The sequence below is a fragment of the Enterobacter cloacae complex sp. S2 genome (assembly GCF_015159675.1).
GTDB lineage: Bacteria > Pseudomonadota > Gammaproteobacteria > Enterobacterales > Enterobacteriaceae > Enterobacter > Enterobacter intestinihominis.
Genome location: NZ_JADDTS010000002.1, coordinates 306,547 through 328,732 on the forward strand (window position 1 = coordinate 306,547; position 22,186 = coordinate 328,732).

19 protein-coding genes are annotated in these 22,186 nt (G+C 56.2%); 3 read left to right on the forward strand and 16 right to left on the reverse strand.

Annotated features, from left to right (window positions below; translation table 11 throughout):
- Positions 1-29 precede the first annotated feature (29 nt).
- The 3 genes from xseA to IPZ49_RS02080 are packed head-to-tail and all read left to right on the forward strand — an operon-like array spanning position 30 to position 2,831.
- Complete coding sequence (xseA, locus tag IPZ49_RS02070; RefSeq protein ID WP_032654466.1) at positions 30-1,403, forward strand: exodeoxyribonuclease VII large subunit; 1,374 nt, start codon at positions 30-32, stop codon at positions 1,401-1,403.
- Positions 1,404-1,461: 58 nt separating this feature from the next.
- Entirely contained in the window at positions 1,462-2,481 is a 1,020-nt protein-coding gene (locus tag IPZ49_RS02075; protein WP_032654468.1) for a M4 family metallopeptidase, read from the forward strand.
- Complete coding sequence (locus tag IPZ49_RS02080; RefSeq protein WP_006811517.1) at positions 2,481-2,831, forward strand: protealysin inhibitor emfourin; 351 nt, start codon at positions 2,481-2,483, stop codon at positions 2,829-2,831. Before IPZ49_RS02075 ends, IPZ49_RS02080 begins: the two co-directional genes overlap by 1 nt.
- Here the strand turns inward: IPZ49_RS02080 and IPZ49_RS02085 are convergent.
- The 16 genes from IPZ49_RS02085 to pbpC form a co-directional block, all read right to left on the reverse strand.
- A complete protein-coding gene (locus IPZ49_RS02085; RefSeq protein WP_015572176.1) occupies positions 2,828-3,049 on the reverse strand; it encodes a zinc ribbon domain-containing protein in 222 nt (73 codons plus the stop codon). The two genes, IPZ49_RS02080 and IPZ49_RS02085, sit on opposite strands and share 4 nt — an antisense overlap.
- A 50-nt stretch (positions 3,050-3,099) precedes the next feature.
- A complete protein-coding gene (locus IPZ49_RS02090) occupies positions 3,100-4,134 on the reverse strand; it encodes a Gfo/Idh/MocA family oxidoreductase (protein WP_063932843.1) in 1,035 nt (344 codons plus the stop codon).
- A 61-nt stretch (positions 4,135-4,195) separates the two neighbouring features.
- Entirely contained in the window at positions 4,196-5,737 is a 1,542-nt protein-coding gene (locus IPZ49_RS02095; RefSeq protein ID WP_015572174.1) for a peptide MFS transporter, read from the reverse strand.
- A 299-nt stretch (positions 5,738-6,036) separates the two neighbouring features.
- Positions 6,037-7,509 (reverse strand): ribosome biogenesis GTPase Der, encoded by a 1,473-nt coding sequence (der, locus tag IPZ49_RS02100; RefSeq protein WP_022648998.1) that lies wholly within the window; start codon positions 7,507-7,509, stop codon positions 6,037-6,039.
- A 112-nt stretch (positions 7,510-7,621) separates the two neighbouring features.
- Positions 7,622-8,800 (reverse strand): outer membrane protein assembly factor BamB, encoded by a 1,179-nt coding sequence (gene bamB / locus IPZ49_RS02105; RefSeq protein WP_017383525.1) that lies wholly within the window; start codon positions 8,798-8,800, stop codon positions 7,622-7,624.
- A 10-nt stretch (positions 8,801-8,810) separates the two neighbouring features.
- Positions 8,811-9,431, reverse strand: coding sequence for a YfgM family protein (locus tag IPZ49_RS02110; RefSeq protein ID WP_017383526.1), 621 nt, complete (start codon positions 9,429-9,431; stop codon positions 8,811-8,813).
- A gap of 13 nt (positions 9,432-9,444) precedes the next feature.
- Positions 9,445-10,719, reverse strand: coding sequence for a histidine--tRNA ligase (hisS, locus tag IPZ49_RS02115; RefSeq protein WP_017383527.1), 1,275 nt, complete (start codon positions 10,717-10,719; stop codon positions 9,445-9,447).
- An 81-nt stretch (positions 10,720-10,800) separates the two neighbouring features.
- A complete protein-coding gene (gene ispG / locus IPZ49_RS02120) occupies positions 10,801-11,919 on the reverse strand; it encodes a flavodoxin-dependent (E)-4-hydroxy-3-methylbut-2-enyl-diphosphate synthase (protein ID WP_017383528.1) in 1,119 nt (372 codons plus the stop codon).
- A gap of 26 nt (positions 11,920-11,945) precedes the next feature.
- A complete protein-coding gene (gene rodZ, locus IPZ49_RS02125; RefSeq protein ID WP_063932844.1) occupies positions 11,946-12,956 on the reverse strand; it encodes a cytoskeleton protein RodZ in 1,011 nt (336 codons plus the stop codon).
- 291 nt (positions 12,957-13,247) lie between these two features.
- Complete coding sequence (locus tag IPZ49_RS02130; protein WP_003860623.1) at positions 13,248-14,414, reverse strand: bifunctional tRNA (adenosine(37)-C2)-methyltransferase TrmG/ribosomal RNA large subunit methyltransferase RlmN; 1,167 nt, start codon at positions 14,412-14,414, stop codon at positions 13,248-13,250.
- 147 nt (positions 14,415-14,561) lie between these two features.
- Positions 14,562-14,993: a nucleoside-diphosphate kinase gene (gene ndk, locus IPZ49_RS02135; RefSeq protein ID WP_003860625.1), complete on the reverse strand. Its 432-nt coding sequence runs from the start codon at positions 14,991-14,993 to the stop codon at positions 14,562-14,564.
- Positions 14,994-15,117: 124 nt separating this feature from the next.
- The gene (locus IPZ49_RS02140; protein WP_047741450.1) at positions 15,118-15,993 is read right to left on the reverse strand and encodes a 4Fe-4S binding protein; all 876 of its coding nucleotides are present in this window, start codon (positions 15,991-15,993) and stop codon (positions 15,118-15,120) included.
- Positions 15,993-16,772: a DmsC/YnfH family molybdoenzyme membrane anchor subunit gene (locus IPZ49_RS02145; protein ID WP_047741451.1), complete on the reverse strand. Its 780-nt coding sequence runs from the start codon at positions 16,770-16,772 to the stop codon at positions 15,993-15,995. The genes IPZ49_RS02140 and IPZ49_RS02145 overlap by 1 nt, the downstream gene beginning before the upstream one ends.
- Positions 16,765-17,394: a DMSO/selenate family reductase complex B subunit gene (locus IPZ49_RS02150; protein ID WP_015572168.1), complete on the reverse strand. Its 630-nt coding sequence runs from the start codon at positions 17,392-17,394 to the stop codon at positions 16,765-16,767. Before IPZ49_RS02150 ends, IPZ49_RS02145 begins: the two co-directional genes overlap by 8 nt.
- Positions 17,391-19,769, reverse strand: coding sequence for a DMSO/selenate family reductase complex A subunit (locus IPZ49_RS02155; RefSeq protein ID WP_058689175.1), 2,379 nt, complete (start codon positions 19,767-19,769; stop codon positions 17,391-17,393). The genes IPZ49_RS02150 and IPZ49_RS02155 overlap by 4 nt, the downstream gene beginning before the upstream one ends.
- A gap of 88 nt (positions 19,770-19,857) precedes the next feature.
- Positions 19,858-22,185: a peptidoglycan glycosyltransferase PbpC gene (pbpC, locus tag IPZ49_RS02160; protein ID WP_063932845.1), complete on the reverse strand. Its 2,328-nt coding sequence runs from the start codon at positions 22,183-22,185 to the stop codon at positions 19,858-19,860.
- Position 22,186: the final 1 nt, after the last annotated feature.

Sequence of the window (22,186 nt, forward strand, 5' to 3'; positions counted from 1 at the left end):
TTGCTGATTTAGAATTTGATCCCGCTCACATGTTATCCTCTCAATCCCCCTCAATTTATACTGTCAGCCGCCTTAATCAGACGGTACGTTTGCTGCTTGAGCAGGAAATGGGACAGGTCTGGATCAGCGGTGAAATCTCTAACTTCACGCAGCCTGCTTCCGGTCACTGGTACTTTACGCTGAAAGACGACACCGCTCAGGTGCGCTGCGCGATGTTCCGCAACAGCAACCGTCGCGTGACGTTCCGTCCTCAGCATGGCCAGCAGGTTCTGGTTCGCGCCAACATTACCCTGTATGAGCCGCGCGGCGATTATCAGATTATCGTCGAGAGCATGCAGCCCGCCGGTGAAGGCTTGCTGCAACAGAAGTACGAGCAGCTCAAAGCCATGCTTTCGGCTGAGGGATTGTTCGACCAGCAGTTTAAAAAGCCCCTGCCCTCACCCGCTCACTGCGTTGGGGTCATTACCTCGAAAACCGGTGCGGCCCTGCACGATATTTTGCACGTCCTGAAGCGCCGTGACCCTTCCCTGCCCGTCATTATTTACCCAACTGCCGTTCAGGGTGACGATGCGCCGGGGCAGATCGTGCGCGCGATTGAACTGGCAAATGCCCGTCAGGAGTGTGATGTCCTGATCGTCGGGCGCGGCGGCGGCTCGCTGGAAGACCTTTGGAGCTTTAACGACGAGCGCGTGGCGCGGGCAATCTTTGCCAGCCTTATCCCGGTGGTAAGCGCCGTCGGCCATGAAACGGATGTGACGATAGCCGATTTTGTCGCGGATTTACGCGCGCCCACGCCGTCCGCGGCGGCAGAGGTAGTCAGCCGTAACCAGCTGGAGCTGCTGCGTCAGATCCAGAACGGGCAGCAGCGCCTGGAGATGGCGATGGATTACTTCCTCGCCAACCGTACCCGCCGCTTTACCCAGCTTCACCATCGTCTGCAACAGCAGCATCCGCAATTGCGTCTGGCGCGTCAGCAAACCGTGCTGGAACGTCTGCGTCAGCGGATGAACTTCGCGCTGGATAACCAGCTTAAGCGGGCGGTATCTCGCCAGCAGCGCGTCACGCAGCGTCTGAACCAGCAAAACCCGCAGCCGAAGATTTATCGCGCACAAACGCGTATCCAGCAGCTTGAGTTCCGCCTCGCGGAAAATATCCGCTCACGCCTGAGCACCACGCGCGAGCGTTTCGGCAATGCGGTCACCCATCTGGAAGCCGTCAGCCCGCTCTCCACGCTGGCTCGCGGCTATAGTGTGACCACCGCGACGGACGGCAAAGTGCTGAAACAAACGAAACAGGTTAAAGCCGGGGATGTGCTCACCACCCGGCTTTCTGACGGCTGGGTCGAGAGTGAGGTGAAAGAGATCAAACCGGTGAAAAAAACGCGCCAGCGTAAAAGCGGATAAATCTTCGCCGGTTACAAACTATACTGCTGCTATTGCCTTTTTTAATAAGGAGAGCAGCATGCCCCATTTTCATAGCGTCATCCCTCCGTATATTCTTCGCCGTATTATCGAAAGCGGTTCTGAGCCGCAGCAGCGCTGCGCCCGTCAGACCTTAACCCACGTCCAGACGCTGATGGCCCATATGCCGGGCAAACCCGCCGCGCCGCATGTGAATAAAGCCGGTCAGCTTGAGCGTGACATCTACGATGCGAAACAGACCCAGGAGCTGCCGGGTACCCAGGTGCGCTATGAAGGCCAGCCCTCCAACGGCGATGTGGCGGTGGATGAAGCGTACGATTATCTGGGTATCACCCATGATTTCTTCTGGAAAGAATATCAGCGCGATTCACTCGATAACAAAGGACTGATCCTCACCGGCACCGTGCATTATGGTCGGGAATATCAGAACGCCTTCTGGAACGGCCAGCAGATGGTCTTTGGCGACGGTGACGGAGAAATCTTCAACCGCTTCACCATTGCCATCGACGTGGTGGCGCATGAGCTGAGCCACGGCGTGACCGAGACCGAAGCCGGGCTGATCTATTTTGAACAGTCGGGCGCGCTGAACGAGTCGTTATCCGACGTGTTTGGCTCGCTGGTGAAGCAGTATCATCTGAAGCAAACCGCCGATAAAGCAGACTGGCTGATTGGTGAAGGGCTGCTGGCAGCGGGGATTAACGGCAAAGGGCTACGTTCCATGTCTGAACCCGGTACCGCCTACGACGATCCGCTGCTCGGCAAAGACCCGCAGCCCGCGCACATGAAAGATTTCATCAAAACGCGCGAGGATAACGGCGGCGTGCATCTTAACTCCGGCATCCCCAACCGCGCGTTTTACCTGGCCGCAACGGCGATCGGTGGCTACGCCTGGGAAAAAGCGGGTTATGCCTGGTACGACACGGTTTGCGATCGCAACCTGGCGCAGGATGCGGATTTTGACGCTTTCGCAAAACTGACGATAGCGCACGGCGAGAAACGATCCGGTAGCGACGTTGGGGCGGCCATTAAACAAGCCTGGGAACAGGTGGGAGTACTGTAATGCAGGTTCCGGAACTGACGGATGACGCCGTGGTTGAGCTGGCCCGGGAAGGCGGCGTCGCCTTTATCCCTAAGCTGAGCGGCCAGCGCACCATTGCGCTCTCCTCGCTTAATGAGGCCCAGCGCCAGCGCCTGGTGAGCATTCTTGAGCAGGCTTTCCCGCGCGGCCAGCCGCCCGGGCAAGCCTCTTCCCCCGGCAGCGGTGACCAGCGCTATTTCCGCATCCAGATTATCTGGACCGGCCAAAATCAGGCGCACTACGCCGATATCATCGTGCTGGTACCCGAGCAGGAAGCACCCGAGTCGCTGGTGGAACTGTGGCAGAAAGGTGAAGGCTGCGTGTGCGATTAACCTTCGGCCCGAACAAACTCCACGCGTTTTTTAGAGATAAGACCGTGGCCGTTCTGGCAAAAATAGTCCACCGCACCGCAGGCTTTTAGTACCTGGAGTGGCTGATGACACTCCGGGCAGCGGGCTTCGAGCGCGATATCTTTATTACAACTTTCGCAGTGCGCTACCCCGTTCAGGGGCTCCAGCGGTGTCTGGCAATCCGGGCAGGTAATCGTCATGGTGACTCCTTCAAAGCGTTCAGGTCTGCGATAATTTTACCACGTCGCGTTCAGTGCGGGCCACGCAACTGTTGCTGTAAGGTTAGCAGCAGCGTCACCTCCTCGACCCTCCGGCGCGTCGTGCGGCTCACCTGGTGCGGATCCCGTTCAAAGAGACTTTTTGCCCCCAGAATATGCTCCGCAAGGCAATGCTCGTAGATCGTACCGGGAATATGCCAGCGCTGAATTTCTTTACCCTTAATCAGCTCCAGCACATCTTCTGCGCCGCGTCGGTCGTGGCTGACGATGCGCCCGTCGCGCAAATGGAAGCGTAATCCCTTTTGCCCGCCCGCAGGCCCCGCGTATTTGTTAAGCCAGATGTCCACCGGCACGCCGCTGATGCTTCCCTGCAAATGCGCCTCGCCTTCCGCCGTGGTCAGATCGCCCATTGCGATTTCGCGGCCCAGGCGGTCTTTTGCTGTCACCACCTGCAACGTCATATCGTCACTGCCGTCCAGGTAACGCACCGTTTCACGCAGCATCGCCAGCACGTGCGTACCGATATCCAGAATCACACCATCTGGATGGCGAAGCGTTCGCGCGTCTGGCTCGCCGGTGGCGAAGTTGAGCGCAATGGGCTCTCCTTCGGCGTTATACCCGCTTGGCTCCTGCAAAAAACCTTCGATTTTGACGATGTCAGAAACATGAGCGACCAGTGATTGCTTTACGCTATCGAGACGCGCCATCCAGTGATCGAGCGCCAGCACGCGGTCGGCGGCTCCCGGTTGAGCCAGCAGCGCTTTCAGTTTTTCAATTTGGGGCTGCGTGGCGACAATCGGTTTTTCTACCACAATACGCGACGCGGGTGAGGCCAGCGCCTGCTCAAGTACCTCGAGGTGGTACAGGGAGGAAGTGGTGATAAACAGGGTATCCAGCGGGTGGGAAAGAAGTTCACCGAGCGACGCGCAACGTGTGACCCCTTCAGGCTGCTTCTCGGGATGAATATCAAAACCTAAACAGCGCGGAGTATCAGGAAAAAGATTTCGTATTGCCGGTAAGTAAGCCGTTTCAACCACAGCACCAAGCCCAACAAACCCTAACAGCATGTTCTTACCTCGTTAAGTCAATTGCCGGGGCATAACGCCACCCCGGCAAGGTCGAGGTTTATCAGGCGTTAGCGGCCGGTTTAGTCTGCGCATTTTCCAGCATGCGGCGCACCGGAACAATGAGGACGATCAGCACCGCAGCACAAATCAGCAGCGCAATGGAGCAACGGGCAAAGAGGTCTGGCAGCATATCCAGCTGGTCGGCCTTCACGTGACCACCAATCAGCCCCGCAGCCAGGTTACCCAGCGCACTGGCGCAGAACCACAGGCCCATCATCTGGCCGCGCATTCTCTCCGGCGCCAGCAGGGTCATGGTCGCAAGACCAATCGGACTCAGGCACAGTTCCCCGAGCGTCAGCATCAGGATACTGCCCACCAGCCAGAACGGAGAAACCCCTGCCCCACCGTTGCTCAGCACGTTCTGCGCCGCCAGCATCATCAGGCCAAAGCCCGCCGCCGCGCACAGAATGCCGATCACGAACTTGGTGATGCTGCTCGGACGAATGTTTTTGCTCGCCAGCTTCGGCCATGCCCAGCTAAATACCGGGGCCAGCAGAATGATGAACAGGGCATTGATCGACTGGAACCACACCGCCGGGATCTCAAAATCACCGATCATGCGGTTAGTGTAGTCGTTGGCGAACAGGTTGAAGGAGGTTGGCTTCTGCTCGAACGCGGACCAGAAGAACGCGGCGGAGACCAGCAGAATAAAGCACACCAGCAGCCTTGCGCGCTCTTTGCGATTCAGCCCGGCGAAGATGAACAGATAGATGAAGTAGAGCGCGACGGAGGCGGCAATCACATACACCAGCACGCTGGCGACCGCGACCGGATTAATCACAATCACGCCCTGGGCAATCAACGTTACGATGATTGCAACACCCACAGCCAGCGCCAGCAGCCAGGCACCCACGCCGTTACGTTTCACTACCGGACTGTTCCAGGTGGAGTCCAGACCGACTTCACTGTCGTAGCGCTTCATGGCCGGAACGGCAAACACGCGGAAGATAATCAGGGCGACCAGCATCCCGATACCACCGATACCAAAGCCCCAGTGCCAGCCGTGGGTTTTAATCAGCCAGCCGGAAATCAGAGGGGCAATGAACGAGCCCATGTTGATGCCCATATAGAACAGCGAGAAACCGCCGTCACGACGCGCATCGCCCTTTTTGTACAGTGTCCCCACCATGACCGAGATACAGGTCTTGAACAGGCCGGAGCCGAGCACGATAAACATCAGGCCAATGAAGAACAGGTTGTCGCCCATGATGGCCGACAGGGCGATCGACAGGTGCCCGAGCGCAATCAAAATCGAACCGTACCAGACGGCCCGCTGCTGGCCGAGCCAGTTATCCGCCAGCCAGCCGCCCGGCAGCGCAGCGAGGTACATGGTGCCGGCAAAGATTCCGACAATCGCCGAGGCGTTTTCACGCGCCAGGCCCATCCCGCCGTCATAGACGGTGGCGGCCATAAACAGAATCAGTAGCGGGCGAATACCGTAAAACGAAAAACGCTCCCACATCTCGGTGAAGAACAGCGAACCGAGCGGATAAGGATGGCCGAAGAAGGTTCGGCTCTCTTTTTGATTAACAGAGGATTGCATAATTCTCCCGAAAAGGTATGTGTCGTGCTTGTAAACACCAGCATGTACGCCGAACGGTTACGTATCCGATCGATTTTTTACATGCGGCGAAATGTTGGTTAACCATTTGATAACCAGGCGCTAGTTTTGTCTAGTACCGAACCCTGGACTTTAAGACGAAAATTCGATGATTGTCTACTTTCTTAGATATAAACATGGTTAAAAGCGAATAGTGATTGACATCACACAGGGAAGGCAGGTCTTTTGAATGGGCGAAAAAAACCCGCGACAGGCGCGGGTTTTAGTGAGTTCGGTAAGAATTATTTGCTTTTCTTAATGTGCTTAATCAAACGCTTACGCTTACGCATCTGGTTCGGCGTCAGGGTGTTGCGTTTATTCGCAAACGGGTTCTCCCCTTCCTTGAACTGAATACGGATAGGCGTACCCATCACGTCCAGCGACTTGCGGAAGTAGTTCATCAGGTAGCGTTTGTAGGAGTCCGGCAGATCCTTCACCTGGTTACCGTGGATCACCACGATAGGCGGGTTATACCCCCCGGCGTGAGCATATTTCAGCTTCACGCGACGACCGCGCACCAGCGGCGGCTGGTGGTCTTCAGCAGCCATGTTCATGATACGGGTCAGCATCGCCGTGCTCTGACGGCGGGTAGAGCTGTCATAGGCTTCACGAACGGATTCGAACAGGTTGCCAACACCACTCCCGTGCAGGGCAGAGATGAAGTGAACGCGGGCAAAGTCGATAAAGCCCAGACGGAAGTCCAGCGTCTCTTTCACCTGCTCGCGCACTTCATTGCTCAGGCCGTCCCACTTGTTGACGACGATAACCAGTGAGCGCCCACTATTGAGGATAAAGCCAAGCAGAGAGAGATCCTGATCGGAGATACCTTCACGTGCGTCGATGACCAGCAGCACCACGTTGGCGTCTTCAATCGCCTGAAGGGTTTTGATCACCGAGAATTTTTCTACCACATCGGTGATTTTCCCGCGCTTACGCACCCCTGCGGTGTCGATAAGTACGTACTCACGTTCATCGCGCTGCATTGGAATGTAAATGCTGTCACGCGTTGTGCCTGGCATGTCGTAAACCACCACGCGCTCTTCACCGAGAATACGGTTAGTAAGCGTAGACTTACCTACGTTTGGGCGACCCACGATAGCCAGCTTGATAGGCAGATCCTGCGGGTTGAAGTCGTCTTCCGGCTCTTCCTCGCCTTCCTCTCCGGCTTCAAACTGCGCCCAGTATTCAGCGTCCTCGTCCACCTCTTCCGGCGGGTTCACTTCATCCACCCACGGCAGCAGAACGGTTTCCAGCAGGCTGGTGACGCCACGACCATGCGAGGCCGCGATAGGATAAATATCGCCCAGGCCTAAAGACCAGAAATCCGCAACAGCCTGATCGGCATCGATGCCGTCAGTTTTGTTCGCCACCAGGAAGGTAGGCTTTTCGCGTGAACGCAGATGTTTAGCAATAGCAGAATCCGCGGGCATCAGGCCAGCGCGAGCATCCACCATAAACAGAACCACATCCGCTTCTTCGATAGCCAGCAGAGATTGCTCTGCCATGCGGGTTTCTACGCCGTCTTCCGTACCGTCAATACCCCCGGTATCGATACAGATGAACTCGCGTCCTTCCACCTCTGCACGACCGTACTTACGGTCACGCGTCAGCCCCGGGAAATCCGCAACCAGCGCATCACGGGTGCGTGTTAAACGGTTAAAAAGAGTGGATTTTCCAACGTTAGGGCGCCCGACAAGCGCGACCACAGGTACCATGTTTGAAGCCTCATAAAATTCAAAATAACGTCGCTTTCGCAGCGTTTTTAAAAATGTCAAAACGGCTCCTGAGTGAACAGGAGCCGTTTAGTATACTACAACCGCCGTGTAATTAACGCGTGATCGCGTACAGCGTGCCGTCTTTTGCCTGAATCAGCAGTTTGCCGTCAGCCACAACGGGCTCCGTCAGGAAGCCTGAGCTATCCACTTTCTGCTGTGCCACGAAGCGACCATTCTCTGGATCGATCCAGTGCATATAGCCTTCGCTGTCGCCCACCACCAGGCTGCCGTTATACAGTGCCGGTGCGGTCAGCAGACGGTGCAGCAGATCGCTCTGCGTCCACAGCGTCACGCCACCTTCGGTGCTCAGCGCCAGCAGACGGTCGTTCTGATCCACCATATAAATACGGTTGCCGTCGACGATGAAATCGTTCACGGAACCCAGCTCACGTTTCCACATGATCTGGCCGCTACGCAGGTCCAGCGCCGTCAGGTTGCCGTTGTATGCCAGCGCGTAAACCACACCGTCGACGATAACTGGCGTGGTGTCCACGTCACTCAGACGGTCAATTTCAGTTGAACCGGTCGCCTGGGAAATACGCTGCTGCCAGATCATCTGGCCCTGCTGCATCAGTACCGCGCTGACACGGCCGTTGTCACCGCCCACAATGGCGGCGCCAAAGGCGGTCGCCGGAGCAGATTCGCCACGCAGAGACAGCGCTGGCATATCCAGGTTAACCGTCCATTTTACCAGACCATCGGCTTCGTTCAGCGCCTGCAACTGGCCGTTGCTGGTATGGATCAGCACCAGGCCGTCGCTGACAACCGGACGCGACAAGGATTCACCGGCAACGGTGGTCTGCCATGCAACCGAACCGTCGCTGGCATTCAGCGCGTAAACCTGCGCTTTTTCGCTGCCCACATACACGTGACCGCCAGCAACGGTCAGGCCGCCAGAAAGCAGTGCAGGTTTACGGGAGAACCAGCCGTCTTTTTCCGCCAGGTTAATGGACCACACTTCTTTTCCGTCATCAGCGTTCAGCGCTTTAACGGTGCCTTTGCGATCGGCCGCATAGACAACGCCGTCAGCAAATGCCGGGTGCAGGTTGGAATAAAAATCGCCAATACCATCTCCCACGGAGGTGTCCCAGGCGGTGGATGGGGTGAACTGGTTTTCAACCGTCGGCAGCGGGGACATTTTAACAACGTCTTCTTCGCCACTGAACAGTGAACAACCACTCAATAACGTAACAGAAAGCAGTCCTGGCAGAAGTAATTTACGCAATTGCATTGGGTCCCTCTCAGACGGACAAATTATTTATTTTCATCTGCATCATTTCGCTCAGCGCAGGTGAAGCTTTACTATCCACGCCAGCTTGCCACGCTTTACGCGCGCCCGCTTTATCACCTTTACTCAGCAGTGCTTCACCGCGAAGATCGGCAACAATAGCGGCAAAGCCTTCGCCTTTGATGGTATCAAGCGTTTTCAGCGCGTCGTCGGCTTTTTTCTGCTGAACCTGGATACGCGCCAGACGCAGATTGATCACCGCTTTCAGATTTTCGTCACTGGCAGCAGCAAGCCCCTGAGACAGTTGCGCAGCGGCTTTGTCCAGTTCGTTCTTATCAACATACTGCTGAGCCACTTCCAGCGCAGCCAGCGCGCCGTAGGTGTTTTTGTTGTCAGCGGCAAATTTCTCCGCAGCCGTCAGCGTTTGCGGCTGATCGGCACGGATTGCGCTAACGGTATTTTCGTAGTTCAGGGACGAACCGCGAGCAGAGTCAGCCTGATGATTGTTCCAGTAACGCCAGCCTACCAGCGCACCAACACCTAAAATAACCCCTACAACCAGTGCCTTGCCGTTTTCAGCAAAGAAGCGCTTAACCGCATCAACCTGGTCGTGTTCGTTCTCGTAAATTTCCACGCAGCCCTTCTCCTTAGCCCAATAGAGTGCGCAAGTGCGCCGCAACGCCATCCTGCGTTACCGTAGTTTGCTCACCAGAGCGCAGGTCTTTAACCACCACTTCGCCGTTGGCCACTTCGGACTCACCCAGCACCAGTGCGATACTTGCGCCCCACTTATCGGCACGAGCAAACTGTTTTTTAAAGTTGCCGCCGCCGTGGTTGGTCATCAGCTTAACGTCCGGCAGCGCATCGCGCACGCGTTCGGCAAGCTGCATCGCCGCAGACTGCGTATCCGCACCTGAGGCCACCAGGTATATATCGACAACAGGATCGGCTTTAAATTCCGGATTAACTGCCTGAACCAGCAAAACAAGTCGCTCAAGGCCCATCGCGAAGCCTACAGCCGGTGCTGCGCGACCACCCAGTTGTTCGACCAGACCGTCATAACGACCGCCGGCACAGACGGTGCCCTGCGAACCGAGGCTGGTGGTGACCCACTCAAATACGGTGCGGTTGTAGTAGTCCAGACCGCGCACCAGACGCTGGTTAACGGTATAAGCAATGCCCGCCGCTTCAAGCAGTTTGCACAGGCCAGCAAAGTGTTCGCGGGAATCCTCATCCAGGTAGTCACCCAGCGCTGGCGCATCGTTCAGCAGCGCCTGTACGTCAGGATTTTTGGAATCGAGTACGCGCAGCGGGTTGCTGTACATACGACGCTTACAGTCTTCGTCAAGCTTCTCTTTGTGCTGTTCCAGGAACGCCACCAGCGCATCGCGGTAGTTCGCACGCGCTTCCAGAGAACCGATAGAGTTCAGCTCCAGGGACACGTGCTGAGAAATACCGAGCGCACGCCACCAGCGGGCAGTCAGCATAATCAGTTCAGCATCGATATCTGGTCCTTGCAGACCAAACACTTCCACGCCAAGCTGGTTGAACTGACGGTAGCGGCCTTTTTGCGGACGTTCGTGGCGGAACATCGGGCCGATATACCACAGGCGCTGCTCCTGATTGTACAGGAGACCATGTTCGATGCCGGCGCGTACGCAACCCGCCGTCCCCTCAGGACGCAGGGTCAGGCTGTCGCCGTTGCGGTCCTCAAAGGTGTACATCTCTTTTTCAACCACGTCGGTTACTTCGCCGATCGCGCGTTTGAATAACGGGGTCTGCTCTACAATCGGCAAACGAATTTCGCTGTAACCGTAGCTGCCGAGCACCTGCTTCAGTGTGCCTTCAATGCGCTGCCAGATGGCGGTTTCGCCAGGCAGATAATCGTTCATGCCGCGGATGGCTTGAATGTTTTTTGCCACGTTTATTCTCTTTCTATATACAAAAAAGAACCCAAAGAATGGGTTCAATCATACATGGGAAGCAGCCTGCTTCCCATCACGTTATTTTTCAACCTGCTGAACGCTGATGCGCTTCGCTTCGTCCATCATCGTCGCTTTCGCGCGAATCCGGGCTTCGAGCTGGTCGATCATATCACTATTATCCAGACGATCTTTACGAACGCCATCTTCATAGAGACCACTTTTCTTGTTACCGCCGGTAACGCCCAGCGTGGACACCAGCGCTTCACCCGGACCGTTCACCACGCAGCCGATGATGGAAACGTCCATCGGGGTAATGATGTCTTCCAGGCGCTGCTCCAGAGCATTCACGGTGCCGATCACGTCAAACTCCTGACGTGAACAGGTTGGGCAGGCAATGAAGTTGATCCCACGCGCGCGGATACGCAGTGATTTCAGGATGTCGAAACCGACTTTGATCTCTTCCACCGGATCGGCGGCCAGGGAGACGCGTAACGTGTCGCCGATGCCTTCAGAGAGCAGCAGGCCGAGACCAATCGCCGATTTTACCGAACCGCTGCGCAGACCGCCCGCCTCGGTGATCCCAAGGTGGAGCGGCTGATCGATCTGTTTTGCCAGCAGACGATACGATTCAACGGCCAGGAAGACGTCAGACGCTTTCACGCTCACTTTAAACTGATCGAAGTTAAGGCGATCCAGATGATCGACGTGACGCATTGCGGATTCGAGCAGCGCCTGCGGCGTCGGCTCACCGTACTTTTCCTGGAGATCTTTTTCCAGAGAGCCAGCGTTCACGCCGATACGGATTGGAATGTTTTTGTCGCGGGCGCAGTCAACCACCATGCGAATGCGCTCTTCGTTGCCGATGTTGCCTGGGTTAATACGCAGGCAATCGACACCATATTCAGCGACTTTCAGCGCGATACGGTAATCGAAGTGAATATCGGCAACCAGCGGAACGCTCACCTGCTGCTTGATCAGTTTGAACGCCTCGGCGGCATCCATGGTCGGTACAGAGACGCGAACAATGTCCGCGCCTACGCGTTCTAATGCTTTGATTTGATTGACCGTCGCTTCTACATCCGTAGTACGCGTATTGGTCATCGACTGGACGGCGATAGGCGCCCCATCGCCGACTGGCACGTTCCCAACGTAAATCCGTTTCGATTTTCTACGTTGAATAGGAGCCTGGTTATGCATGTAAAATCTCCCGCATTGCCCGTCTGTTACTGTGCTGCTGATTGTTCGGTATTAACGGTAAGACGCGCAACCTGGTTAGTTCTGATAAAGCGGCTCAGATCGACAGGTTTTCCTTGATACTGGATCTGTACCGCTGCCGGTGCGCCGATTTTAAGCTTGTAAGGTGCCTGGCCCGTTAGATTTAACATGCCATCTTTACGTTGCAGGCCGCTGAACAGCTTTTTACCTGTCGCATCAGTCACTTCCAGCCAGCAATCCGCCGTGAAATTCATCACCAGCGCATTCGGGTCAACGGCAGGTGCCGCCGTACCCGCCGGGTCAGTTGGCAGTGAGGCCGCGGTGTTATCTGCCGGTGCCGTTGCCGCAGGGGCGGTATCAACATTGGCCTGTGAAGGTGATACGACCGCGTTTTGATCCTGGGCCTGGGTGGCTGGTGCGGTATTCGCCGTCGCTTCTGGCGTCGTCGCTGGCTCGGTTGCAGGCGTGCTGCTTGCTGCCGCCTGAGGTTCGCTGGAGGTCGCTGCTCCTTCGGTGCTCAGCGGCACGCTTTGCGCGCCGTTATTACCAGACTGATTGAGCTCAGCGGAGGACTGATCGGCCATCGTCGTGATCTCTTCCTGCTGCGCTTTGTGGTTTTGCCACCACCATGCGCCCGTCAGGCCGACAACCACGAACAGGACCAGCCAGGTAAAGCTCATCAGCCAGCCATCGCGTTTTTTACGACGTTTACCCAGAGAGAAGCTCTGCATCGGCGCAACTTTTGCCGCACGCACAGGCGCCTGCTTCTCCATCATCGGCAGTAATTCGTCTTCAGGGATATGAACCAGTTTGGCGTAAGAACGGATATAACCGCGCAGAAATGTTGAAGCCAGATCGGCGGGTGCCTTATCTTCTTCAATATCGCGAACGGTGGAAACCTTCAGGCACAGGCGTTCTGCAACGGCTTGCTGGCTGAGTCCGAGTTGTTCACGGGCGTTGCGAAGACGAACGCCAGTGGAGAGTGCTGCATTTTGATCGTGAGTGGCTTCAGTATTCATTCGCTACAACTACTGGTACGTGAAAATAAGGGTTCAGGTGCCGGTGAGTCACAATGCCACCCGCACCGCGAAACTTTAGGTCAGTTAACCTGGAACAAACAGTATAAGACTGTCGGGCCGCAGATGACAGCGCTGGCAGGCCTTCACGCTAAACTGTTGTTACGTCGTTACATACTGCCCGAAAGTCGTATGAAACGCACCGTAATTATTAATCAGTCATAAGGATTGTGACTGAATATTCAGTAAATTAATGCTTCACGGCGCAAAAAACGCGCCGTGTCTGCATAATAATCAAACGGTTTTGACCGCGATTGACTCACCCTGCATGCGCTTACGCAGCGTACGTTTGGTACGGTCAATAACGTCACCCGCCAGCTGACCACAGGCTGCGTCGATATCATCGCCACGCGTTTTACGAACGATGGTGGTGAAACCATACTCCATCAGCACTTTTGAGAAGCGATCGATACGGCTGTTCGAGCTACGGCCATACGGCGCGCCCGGGAACGGGTTCCATGGGATCAGGTTGATCTTACATGGCGTATCTTTCAGCAGTTCAGCCAGCTCATGTGCATGTTCGGTACCGTCGTTAACATGATCCAGCATCACGTATTCAATGGTCACGCGGCCCTGGTTGGCATTGGATTTCTCCAGGTAACGGCGCACGCCAGCCAGGAAGGTTTCGATATTGTACTTTTTGTTGATCGGCACAATTTCGTCACGGATGGCGTCGTTTGGCGCGTGAAGGGAGATGGCCAGCGCAACGTCAATCATGTCGCCCAGTTTGTCCAGCGCAGGCACAACGCCGGAAGTAGAGAGCGTAACGCGGCGCTTGGACAGACCAAAACCGAAATCGTCGAGCATAATTTCCATCGCCGGAACGACGTTGGTCAGGTTGAGCAGCGGTTCACCCATCCCCATCATCACCACGTTGGTGATTGGACGTGTACCGGTGACTTTCGCCGCGCCCACGATTTTCGCGGCACGCCAGACCTGGCCAATGATTTCCGACACGCGCAGGTTACGGTTAAAGCCCTGCTGCGCCGTAGAGCAGAATTTGCACTCCAGCGCACAGCCCACCTGAGAAGAGACGCACAGCGTGGCGCGATCGTCTTCCGGGATATACACGGTTTCAACGCGCTGATCGCCAACGGCAATGGCCCACTTGATGGTGCCATCTGAAGAGCGCTGCTCTTCCACCACTTCCGGTGCGCGGATTTCCGCCACTTCTTTAAGCTTATTGCGCAGCACTTTGTTGATGTCCGTCATGTCATCAAAGTTGTCGCTGCAATAGTGGTACATCCATTTCATGACCTGATCGGCACGAAATGGCTTCTCGCCCATCTCTTTAAAGAACTCGCGCATCTGCTGACGGTTCAGGTCCAGCAGGTTAATTTTTCCATTTTTATTGGGAACCGCAGGAATGGCGACTTCGGAGGTATTCACTAATTCAGACATAATTTTTTCCGGCCTCGTTGTTACACGTTGTGGCCCTTGGTGGGTTGAAAAGAAACGCCCCGGTAAGCAGTCTGCTCGTCCGGGGCGTTGCATTGTACAAAGTCTGGCGCAGGGATGCCACGTTTGCACGCGGCATTTACGAAATTATTAGCGAGTGCGCGGGCACACTTCGCCTTCAGCGAAGAAGAACGCGATTTCGCGCGCAGCAGATTCAACAGAGTCGGAACCGTGGGTGCCGTTCTCGGTGAAGCTGTCTGCATAGTCGGCGCGCAGAGTACCTGCCAGCGCGTTGTCCGGGTTGGTTGCACCCAGCAGATCGCGGTGACGCTGTACCGCGTTTTCGCCTTCCAGTACGGATACCACGATTGGGCCAGAGGTCATGAACTCGACCAGACCATCAAAGAATGGGCGACCTTCGTGCTCAGCGTAGAAACCGCGAGCCTGCTCAACGGTCAGGTGCAGCATTTTGGTGCCAACGATCTTAAACCCTGCTGATTCAAAGCGAGCGAAGATGCTGCCAATAACGTTTTTTGCCACCGCGTTTGGTTTGATGATGGAAAAAGTACGTTCAATAGCCATTGATAACCTCTGTAAAATGTTCTGTTGTTTTTGCATACCTGAGTATGGTGTGGCGCGGATTATAAAGAGCAATAGCGCCATTGCCTATGGTTATGCATAACATTTTTTTAAAATGAGACGAAGATTAGCAACAGCTCGTATTTCGCATACCGTGTTGATGATGAAAACAGAGCGGACACTGCTTTTCATCAGACGTAAATGACCAGAAATGACGGTGGCACGTCAGGCAAACGGCTTCATATGCCGGTATGGCCACGCTTTTCCCTACCCCGTCTGTTTGCGTCACGTTTATCGCCGCATGCTGGCATACTGCTTCGCAGCCGCCGCACCCCGTACAGCGTCCGGTTTCCACGATCAGTTCAGCGTTCTCAAACTGAATCGCGTTTTCCGTACAACTTCGCCAGCACGCGCCGCACAGTACGCAGGATTCGGCATCGAGAGTTATCTCTGCCTCGCTAAACGTAGAAAACGCCCTGCGCAGTTCACGCTGACCGGGCACGACGCTACAGGCCCGGACATCCTCACGGGGAACGTGCATCAGCGCACGCCGGGCGGTATTAACCTCGTTGACGGGTATATGTTTAAACGCCCACGCCGCTTCACCGCGTCGACGAAGCGCCAGATTCAGCCGGGCAATCGCCAGCAACCAGTCAGGATTCTGCTCCGCGTCGATACTGATAAAACGAACGTGGTGCTGCGCGTGCCACAGCAGAAGCTCATTCACCCCTGGCGCACGGTCAGTAAACGGCCCAACAAGCGTATCGCCACACAGAAAGCGTTTTCGCGGCGTGATGCCGGTGATGGCCTCAGCAGGGCAGACGAACAGGCAGTCACCGCATTCAATACAGCGGCTGTCATCAACCGTGACGCCTGAGTCGGTAAAAGAAAAAGCCTGCACAGGACAGACGTCCGCGCAGGCGAGGCAGGAAGCGTGGCGAAAACGGCGACGGACGCACGCATGCGTCACGTCCATCGCCGGGGCAAAGGTCAATCCGCCCATCAGCCAATACTGAAGAAAACGAAGCGCAGCATCAGCTCACCGACAATCAGCAATGCGCTTCCCAGCAGCATGGGAGATCGCGCCGCTTTCAGACCGCCCGCAGCAAAGCACAGCATACCCGCAACGGATACGCACCAGCTCAGCAGATGCACGGTTCGAAGTTGCTCCAGCATCTGTAGCGGTGCGTGAGGGAACGTCACCACGGTGTTGTCCAAAGCCGTAATATCTGCCAGCCAGACGGGCTGCATCACCAGACGCACAAGCACCAGGAGCGTGATAATGACAACCGCCGCACGCACGGTAGTCTGGGAACGCGTCCCAACGGCCATGCAGGCTGAACCGATAATCCCCACCGAACCGAAAAACAGCACCAGCGTGTTAACGTGCTGCCATGTCACCACGGATGCGTGCATGTAGATCTGCGCCATGCAGAACACATCGACTAAACCAACCAGACCTGCCACAACCAACAGTGGCTTCCAGCCTGGCTTTTTGACAAACATCAGCAGCGTTGCGAAGCCAAGTGCCGCAAGATAAAGACTGGCAAAGATAATCTCACGACTCAGCCAGGAGCTGGATACGTGGCGCAGCGCGTTAAGAGCATTAAGCGGATAGCCCATGTGCAGCGCGGAGGCGAGCAGCCCCAGGCTCGCCAGCACAAACGCTCCGGCTGCCGGCAGCAGCGCGCTGCGTTGCGTGCTTCCGAACGCCAGCCACAGCGTAACGCCAACCGATCCTTGCAGGAACAGCGTAAAAATCAGCAGCGGTAACTCATGCATGACGTTTCCCCTCTTTCTCTGCGCCCTGATGCGCTTTGATCACCAGGTTTGGTTTGGTGATGGAGGAATCAGGCAAGCCTTTCACATCACAGACCGCACCATACTTCGCCCGCAGTTCATCAATCGGCCCGAATTTAATCGCTTCAAGTGGACAGGTTGCCACACAGACGGGCTGCTCTCCCTTCGCCTGGAGATCCACGCAGAAATCACATTTGGACATCTGCCCGGTCTGCTCGTTGAGCTGTGGCGCGCCGTAAGGGCAAGACCATGCGCAGTAGCCGCAGCCGACGCACTTATCAGTATCAACGCGCACAATGCCGTCCCCCGGACGCTTATGCATCGCGGTGGTTGGACAGTTTTTGGTGCAGACAGGGTCTGCGCAGTGGTTACAGGAAATAGAGAGCGTGTAGGCAAAAACGTTGTTGCTGACGCCGCCCTGCCCGGTCGGGATAAAACTCCCGCCGTTGACTTCATAAACGCGACGGAAACGACGTCCGACCTCAAGGTTGTTTTTATCTTTGCACGCCACCTGGCATGCCTTGCAGCCCGAGCAGCGAGAAGAGTCGATATAAAAACCCAGCTGTTTGTCGCTCACCGGCGCGTAATGTTTAAACTGACTCATGCTTTAGCTACCTCCACCAGCATGGTTTGATGGGAATTCCCTTTCGCAAGCGCGGTAATACGGGCGGAACTGAGCACGTTCGCGCAGCCGCCTTTATCGATACCCTGCTCGTCCGGCTGCCACCAGGCGCCTGCCTGCATGGCCACCACGCCTGGAATGATGCGCGGCGTGACCTCCGCCGGGATCTCGCAAATGCCGCGCGCGTTATGAATACGCACGGTATCCCCCTGCGCAATGCCGCGCTTTTGCGCATCCTGCGGGTTGATCCACAGCTTTTGCTGCTGCGCCTCAATTAACCACGGGTTGGCGTACTGGGTGGAGTTAGCGCGGTTTTTTCCTTTCCAGGTGATCAGCTGGAGCGGGAAGGTTTTCGCCAGCTCGTCTTCCGGCCCTTCATGGGCAGGCACGTAGTGCGACAGCGCCGGAATTTCCGGGTGCTGCATGTCGTACAGACGCTTCGAGAAAATCTCAATTTTACCGGACGGCGTCGGGAACGGATGATTCTGCGGATCGCGAATGTTGTCTTCAAAGGCAACGTACGGCGCGCTTTTGAAAAGATGCTGACGCGTCTTCTGTAGCGTCGCGAAGTCCGGCAGGTTTTCATCCGGCATGGACAGCCGCGTCTGCTCCCAGATGTGCTCAATCCACGCTTTTTCGTCACGGCCCTCGCTGAACGCTGGCTCGACGCCAAGCTTAGCAGCGACCTCCCGCAGCCAGTCGTAGTCTGAACGGCGTTCAAATTCAGGTTCAATCAGCTTTTCTGACAGGATCAGATAGCTTGCCGTGCCCCAGGTTTCGCCGATATTCCAGCGTTCCATGAAGCTGGTTTCCGGCAAAAGCAGGTCGGCGTATCTGGCGCTCGGCGTCATAAACAGATCGCTTGCGACGATAAACTCGATTTTCGACTCGTCTTCCAGGACACGGGTTGCCTGATGAAGGTCCGGGTTCTGGTTAGCCAGATAATTGCCCGCCAGCGAGAACAGGATGCGGATATTGCTGTCCAGCTTCTCAGCGTCTTTCAGGCCATCTTCCGCGGTTACCTTAGAAGCATCATCCGCGGCCTGCACCCAGTTCATGACCGAAATTTTGGCGTTGACCGGGTTGTCCGGCATCTCTGGCCCGGCCGCAAATTTGCGGTTTGCGCAGCCGCCATAGCCTGCTGCCCAGCCGCCTTTCACCCCGACGTTACCCGTTAGCGTGGCCAGTATTGTCGAGCCTCGCGCGGTGCGCTCGCCGCAGTTATGACGCTGCGGTCCCCAGCCCTGAATCAGCGCGGCGGGCTTGGTGGTTGCGTAGTCGCGCGCCAGCTGACGAATAGTTTGTGCAGGCACGTGGGTGATTTTCTCTGCCCACTCGGGCGTTTTCGCCACGCCATCCTTTGCACCGCTCAGGTAAGCCATCAGGGATTCATTGGCCGGAACGCCCTCTGGCATGGCGTCTTCGTCAAAGCCAAGGGTGTAGCGCTGAATAAAGTCGCGATCGTGCAGATTCTCCGTGACGATCACATACATCATCGCGTCCATCAGGGCGTTGTCCGTGGCAGGAAGCAATGGGATCCACTGATCGGCAAGGGAGGAAACCGTATCGGAATAGCGTGGGTCGACAACAATGAAGCGCGTGCCGTTTTGCTTCATCTTCTGGTAGAAGTGGTTGCTGTGCCCGAAGATGGTTTCCGTCGGGTTATGCCCCCAGAGAATGACCAGTTTGGTGTCCAGCAGCGTGTCCAGAGAGCTGCCGCTGGCGGCGGTGCCATAGGTATACGGCGTTGCCGCCGCCGTGTTACCCATACTGACCGAGTGATAGCTTTCGAGATAGCCGCCGGTTAAGTTGAGCAGACGACGAACCATTTTATCGCCGGAAAAGGTCCCGCCGGACACCGCGGTGCCCACATGAACATAGCGTGACGCAGCACCGTATTTTTGCGTAATAGTTTTTAATTGATTCGCAATAAGGGTAGTGGCTTCATCCCAGGTAATACGCTCAAATTTTCCTTCGCCACGTTTACCTACACGTTTCATTGGATATTTCAGTCGATCGGGGTGATAAACAAATTTCCGATAAGCCCGACCACGAACGCAGGCGCGCATTACTGGCATCTGCGGATCCAGCGCGTTATCCGGACGCGTTGAAATTCGGGTCACAACGCCATCACTGACGTGAGCACGAATATCACACTTCCCGCCGCAGTCAAACGTACTACAGGTTTGCACCACTTTTTCTTCAGGCGTAGCGTCTGAAACCGCCGCGCCCTGTGCCTGTACTTTGCCGGTTTTGACGACAAACGGCAGGGCGGCGAGCGCCGACCCTGCCTGAATAAACTGACGCCGGGATATGGCGGGAATAAGCCCTTCTCCCTGATGTTTATTTTTTTTCATTGCTCGTTCCTTCAAATAAAAACGCATTCTCGTTTTTTTTCAGGAACGAATATTGATAATTATCAAGCTAACTCTTGAGGGGTAATACTTAGCGATCTAATACAAAATTCACTGTCGCCGTTTGTCCTGTTTCATCTAATACAATTAATTGATATTTACCCGGCAAATATAATTGCAGTGAATAATTCTTCTGATGCCCGTCCAGCGGTTCGCCATTCAAAAACCACCATCGTTGTCCCTCCCCGCCGCTGGTTGAAACGTTAAGGGTCATATTTTTCTCACCCGGAAGACGTTTAATTACCGCCCCTTCTCTGACGCCTGACAACATCATCGGCGCCGCATTATGGTTATCCAGCGGAGGGCAAATAGCTGAACGGGCGGGAAGACGAGCAGCCCGTTTTTCAGCAGCAGGCAGCCAGGGCTCCAGCGGTAGCGGCCAGACATCCAGCACTTTCTCTGTCGCATCAGGACAATCCGCCGCAACGCGTTTGCCTTCTTTATCCAGCCAGACCGGGAAACGGATCCCGCGAATACCTTCCTGTTCCGGCAGCAACAGCGTAGGCGGTTCACTGCCTTCCAGCAGCCAGGTTGACAGCCGACGCCGACAGTTTTCGCTCCCTTCAGGCAGGGACTGGCCCCCCGGCCAGCAAATCACGCCCCGTCCTACGCTTGCAGGACGCGGATCGCGCGGCAGGCGCGCTTCATCCACCATCGAGCGGGACTGAAGCATGTTATTGACCTGATTCAGGAGCGGTACCGCGCTGGCGAAACCAAACTGCCCGGCAACGGGCGTGCCGTCCGGGCGTCCGGTCCAGATTCCAATGACATACCGGGCATTCAGGCCGATGGCCCAGGCATCCCGGTAGCCATAGCTGGTGCCCGTTTTCCACGCCAGCGGCGCAACCTGGGGCAACGCACTGTCCGGCAGGGGCTGTGCTTCATTAGCGAGAATGCGTCGAATGATCCACGCCGCCCCCTGCGACAGCAGCGGACGTTCGATCAGCGGATCGCCCGGCTGTAAACGCAGCCGGCCCGCCTTACCCTGACGCGCAAAGGCGCTATAGGCGGCAGCGATATCAGCCAGGCGTGCGCCTGCGCCCCCCAGGATCAGAGAGAGGTTGGGCTGTGCCCCCGCAGGCAGAATGAGCGGTAATCCCGCGTTGCTCAGCATTCCGGCAAAACGTTTTGGGCCGTACGCTTCCAGAACCTGCACCGCAGGCAGGTTGAGGGAACGCACCAGGGCTTCGCTCATACTGACCGGCCCATGGAAGCCGCTGTCAAAGTTGCCGGGACGATAATCCCCCGTTTTTCTTGGCACATCCTGTAATAACGAAGCGGGATGGATCAGACCATCGTCCAGCGCCATGCCATAGATGAATGGCTTGAGGACCGATCCCGGCGATCGGATCGCATTGACCATATCCACGTGGCTGAAACGGCTGTCATCATTGATATCTACCGAGCCTACCCAGCCACGCACTTTCATGGATGTATGATCCACGACGATCATCGCCAGCGAACTGCGGGCAGGCAGGCGTGATTTCCAGTTCATTGCCAGCTCTTCAAGCTGTCGTTGCAAAGCTGCATCCAGCGTGGTGACTATTTTTGTGTCACGACTTTTACTCAGCATCATGCGGGAAAAGAGCGGCGCCAGCTGCGGCATCTGCCGGGGAGCCAGCCAGACCGGCTCTTCACGGGACTCTTTCACCTGCTTCTCAGACCAGACACCCTGAGTCAGCATACGGTCGAGCACTTTGTTCCGCGCCGCTTCGGCACGTTCCGGCCAGCGATCCGGGCGCAGACGGCTGGGTGCCTGCGGCAGCACTGCCAGCAGCGCCGCGTCGGAATAGCTCAGCTGAGACGGCGGTTTGCCAAGGTAAGTCCAGCTTGCCGCGCCCACGCCCTGCAACGTGCCGCCAAACGGGGCACGGTTGAGATACAGCGTCAGGATTTCACGCTTGGAGAGATGCCACTCCAGCTGCATCGCCCGCCACAGCTGACGAATTTTACCGCCAAAGGTACGCGGATGCGGATCCAGAAGACGTGCCACCTGCATGGTAAGCGTGCTCCCGCCAGAAACCACTCTCCCGGCGGTGAGATCCTGCCAGGCGGCACGCAGTACAGAAAGCGGATTGACGCCAGGGTGATCCCAGAACCAGCGATCTTCATACTGGATCAGCGCCTCAAGATAGCGTGGGGAAACCTCTTCAATGGTAACCGGATAGCGCCAGATGCCTTCGCTGTCGGCAAAACGCCACAACGGAACACCCTGCTCATCCACCACCACTCGCGCAGGGTTGACCTCTTTCAGGGGCAACGGCCACACGCGGTCAGCGGCGACAATCAGCCCCCCTAAAAAGAGAAGCGCTCCCGCAAGCCACAGCCAGCGGGAGCGAATCAGGCGTGCTATCTGCATC

Excerpts from the sequence above, each read along its gene's own strand:
- xseA (WP_032654466.1), top strand. The coding sequence starts at position 30 with ATGTTATCCTCTCAATCCCCCTCAATTTATACTGTCAGCCGCCTTAAT.
- IPZ49_RS02075 (WP_032654468.1), top strand. The coding sequence starts at position 1,462 with ATGCCCCATTTTCATAGCGTCATCCCTCCGTATATTCTTCGCCGTATT.
- IPZ49_RS02080 (WP_006811517.1), top strand. The coding sequence starts at position 2,481 with ATGCAGGTTCCGGAACTGACGGATGACGCCGTGGTTGAGCTGGCCCGG.
- IPZ49_RS02085 (WP_015572176.1), bottom strand. The coding sequence starts at position 3,049 with ATGACGATTACCTGCCCGGATTGCCAGACACCGCTGGAGCCCCTGAAC.
- IPZ49_RS02090 (WP_063932843.1), bottom strand. The coding sequence starts at position 4,134 with ATGCTGTTAGGGTTTGTTGGGCTTGGTGCTGTGGTTGAAACGGCTTAC.
- IPZ49_RS02095 (WP_015572174.1), bottom strand. The coding sequence starts at position 5,737 with ATGCAATCCTCTGTTAATCAAAAAGAGAGCCGAACCTTCTTCGGCCAT.
- der (WP_022648998.1), bottom strand. The coding sequence starts at position 7,509 with ATGGTACCTGTGGTCGCGCTTGTCGGGCGCCCTAACGTTGGAAAATCC.
- bamB (WP_017383525.1), bottom strand. The coding sequence starts at position 8,800 with ATGCAATTGCGTAAATTACTTCTGCCAGGACTGCTTTCTGTTACGTTA.
- ispG (WP_017383528.1), bottom strand. The coding sequence starts at position 11,919 with ATGCATAACCAGGCTCCTATTCAACGTAGAAAATCGAAACGGATTTAC.
- rodZ (WP_063932844.1), bottom strand. The coding sequence starts at position 12,956 with ATGAATACTGAAGCCACTCACGATCAAAATGCAGCACTCTCCACTGGC.
- IPZ49_RS02130 (WP_003860623.1), bottom strand. The coding sequence starts at position 14,414 with ATGTCTGAATTAGTGAATACCTCCGAAGTCGCCATTCCTGCGGTTCCC.
- ndk (WP_003860625.1), bottom strand. The coding sequence starts at position 14,993 with ATGGCTATTGAACGTACTTTTTCCATCATCAAACCAAACGCGGTGGCA.
- IPZ49_RS02140 (WP_047741450.1), bottom strand. The coding sequence starts at position 15,993 with ATGGGCGGATTGACCTTTGCCCCGGCGATGGACGTGACGCATGCGTGC.
- IPZ49_RS02145 (WP_047741451.1), bottom strand. The coding sequence starts at position 16,772 with ATGCATGAGTTACCGCTGCTGATTTTTACGCTGTTCCTGCAAGGATCG.
- IPZ49_RS02150 (WP_015572168.1), bottom strand. The coding sequence starts at position 17,394 with ATGAGTCAGTTTAAACATTACGCGCCGGTGAGCGACAAACAGCTGGGT.
- IPZ49_RS02155 (WP_058689175.1), bottom strand. The coding sequence starts at position 19,769 with ATGAAAAAAAATAAACATCAGGGAGAAGGGCTTATTCCCGCCATATCC.
- pbpC (WP_063932845.1), bottom strand. The coding sequence starts at position 22,185 with ATGCAGATAGCACGCCTGATTCGCTCCCGCTGGCTGTGGCTTGCGGGA.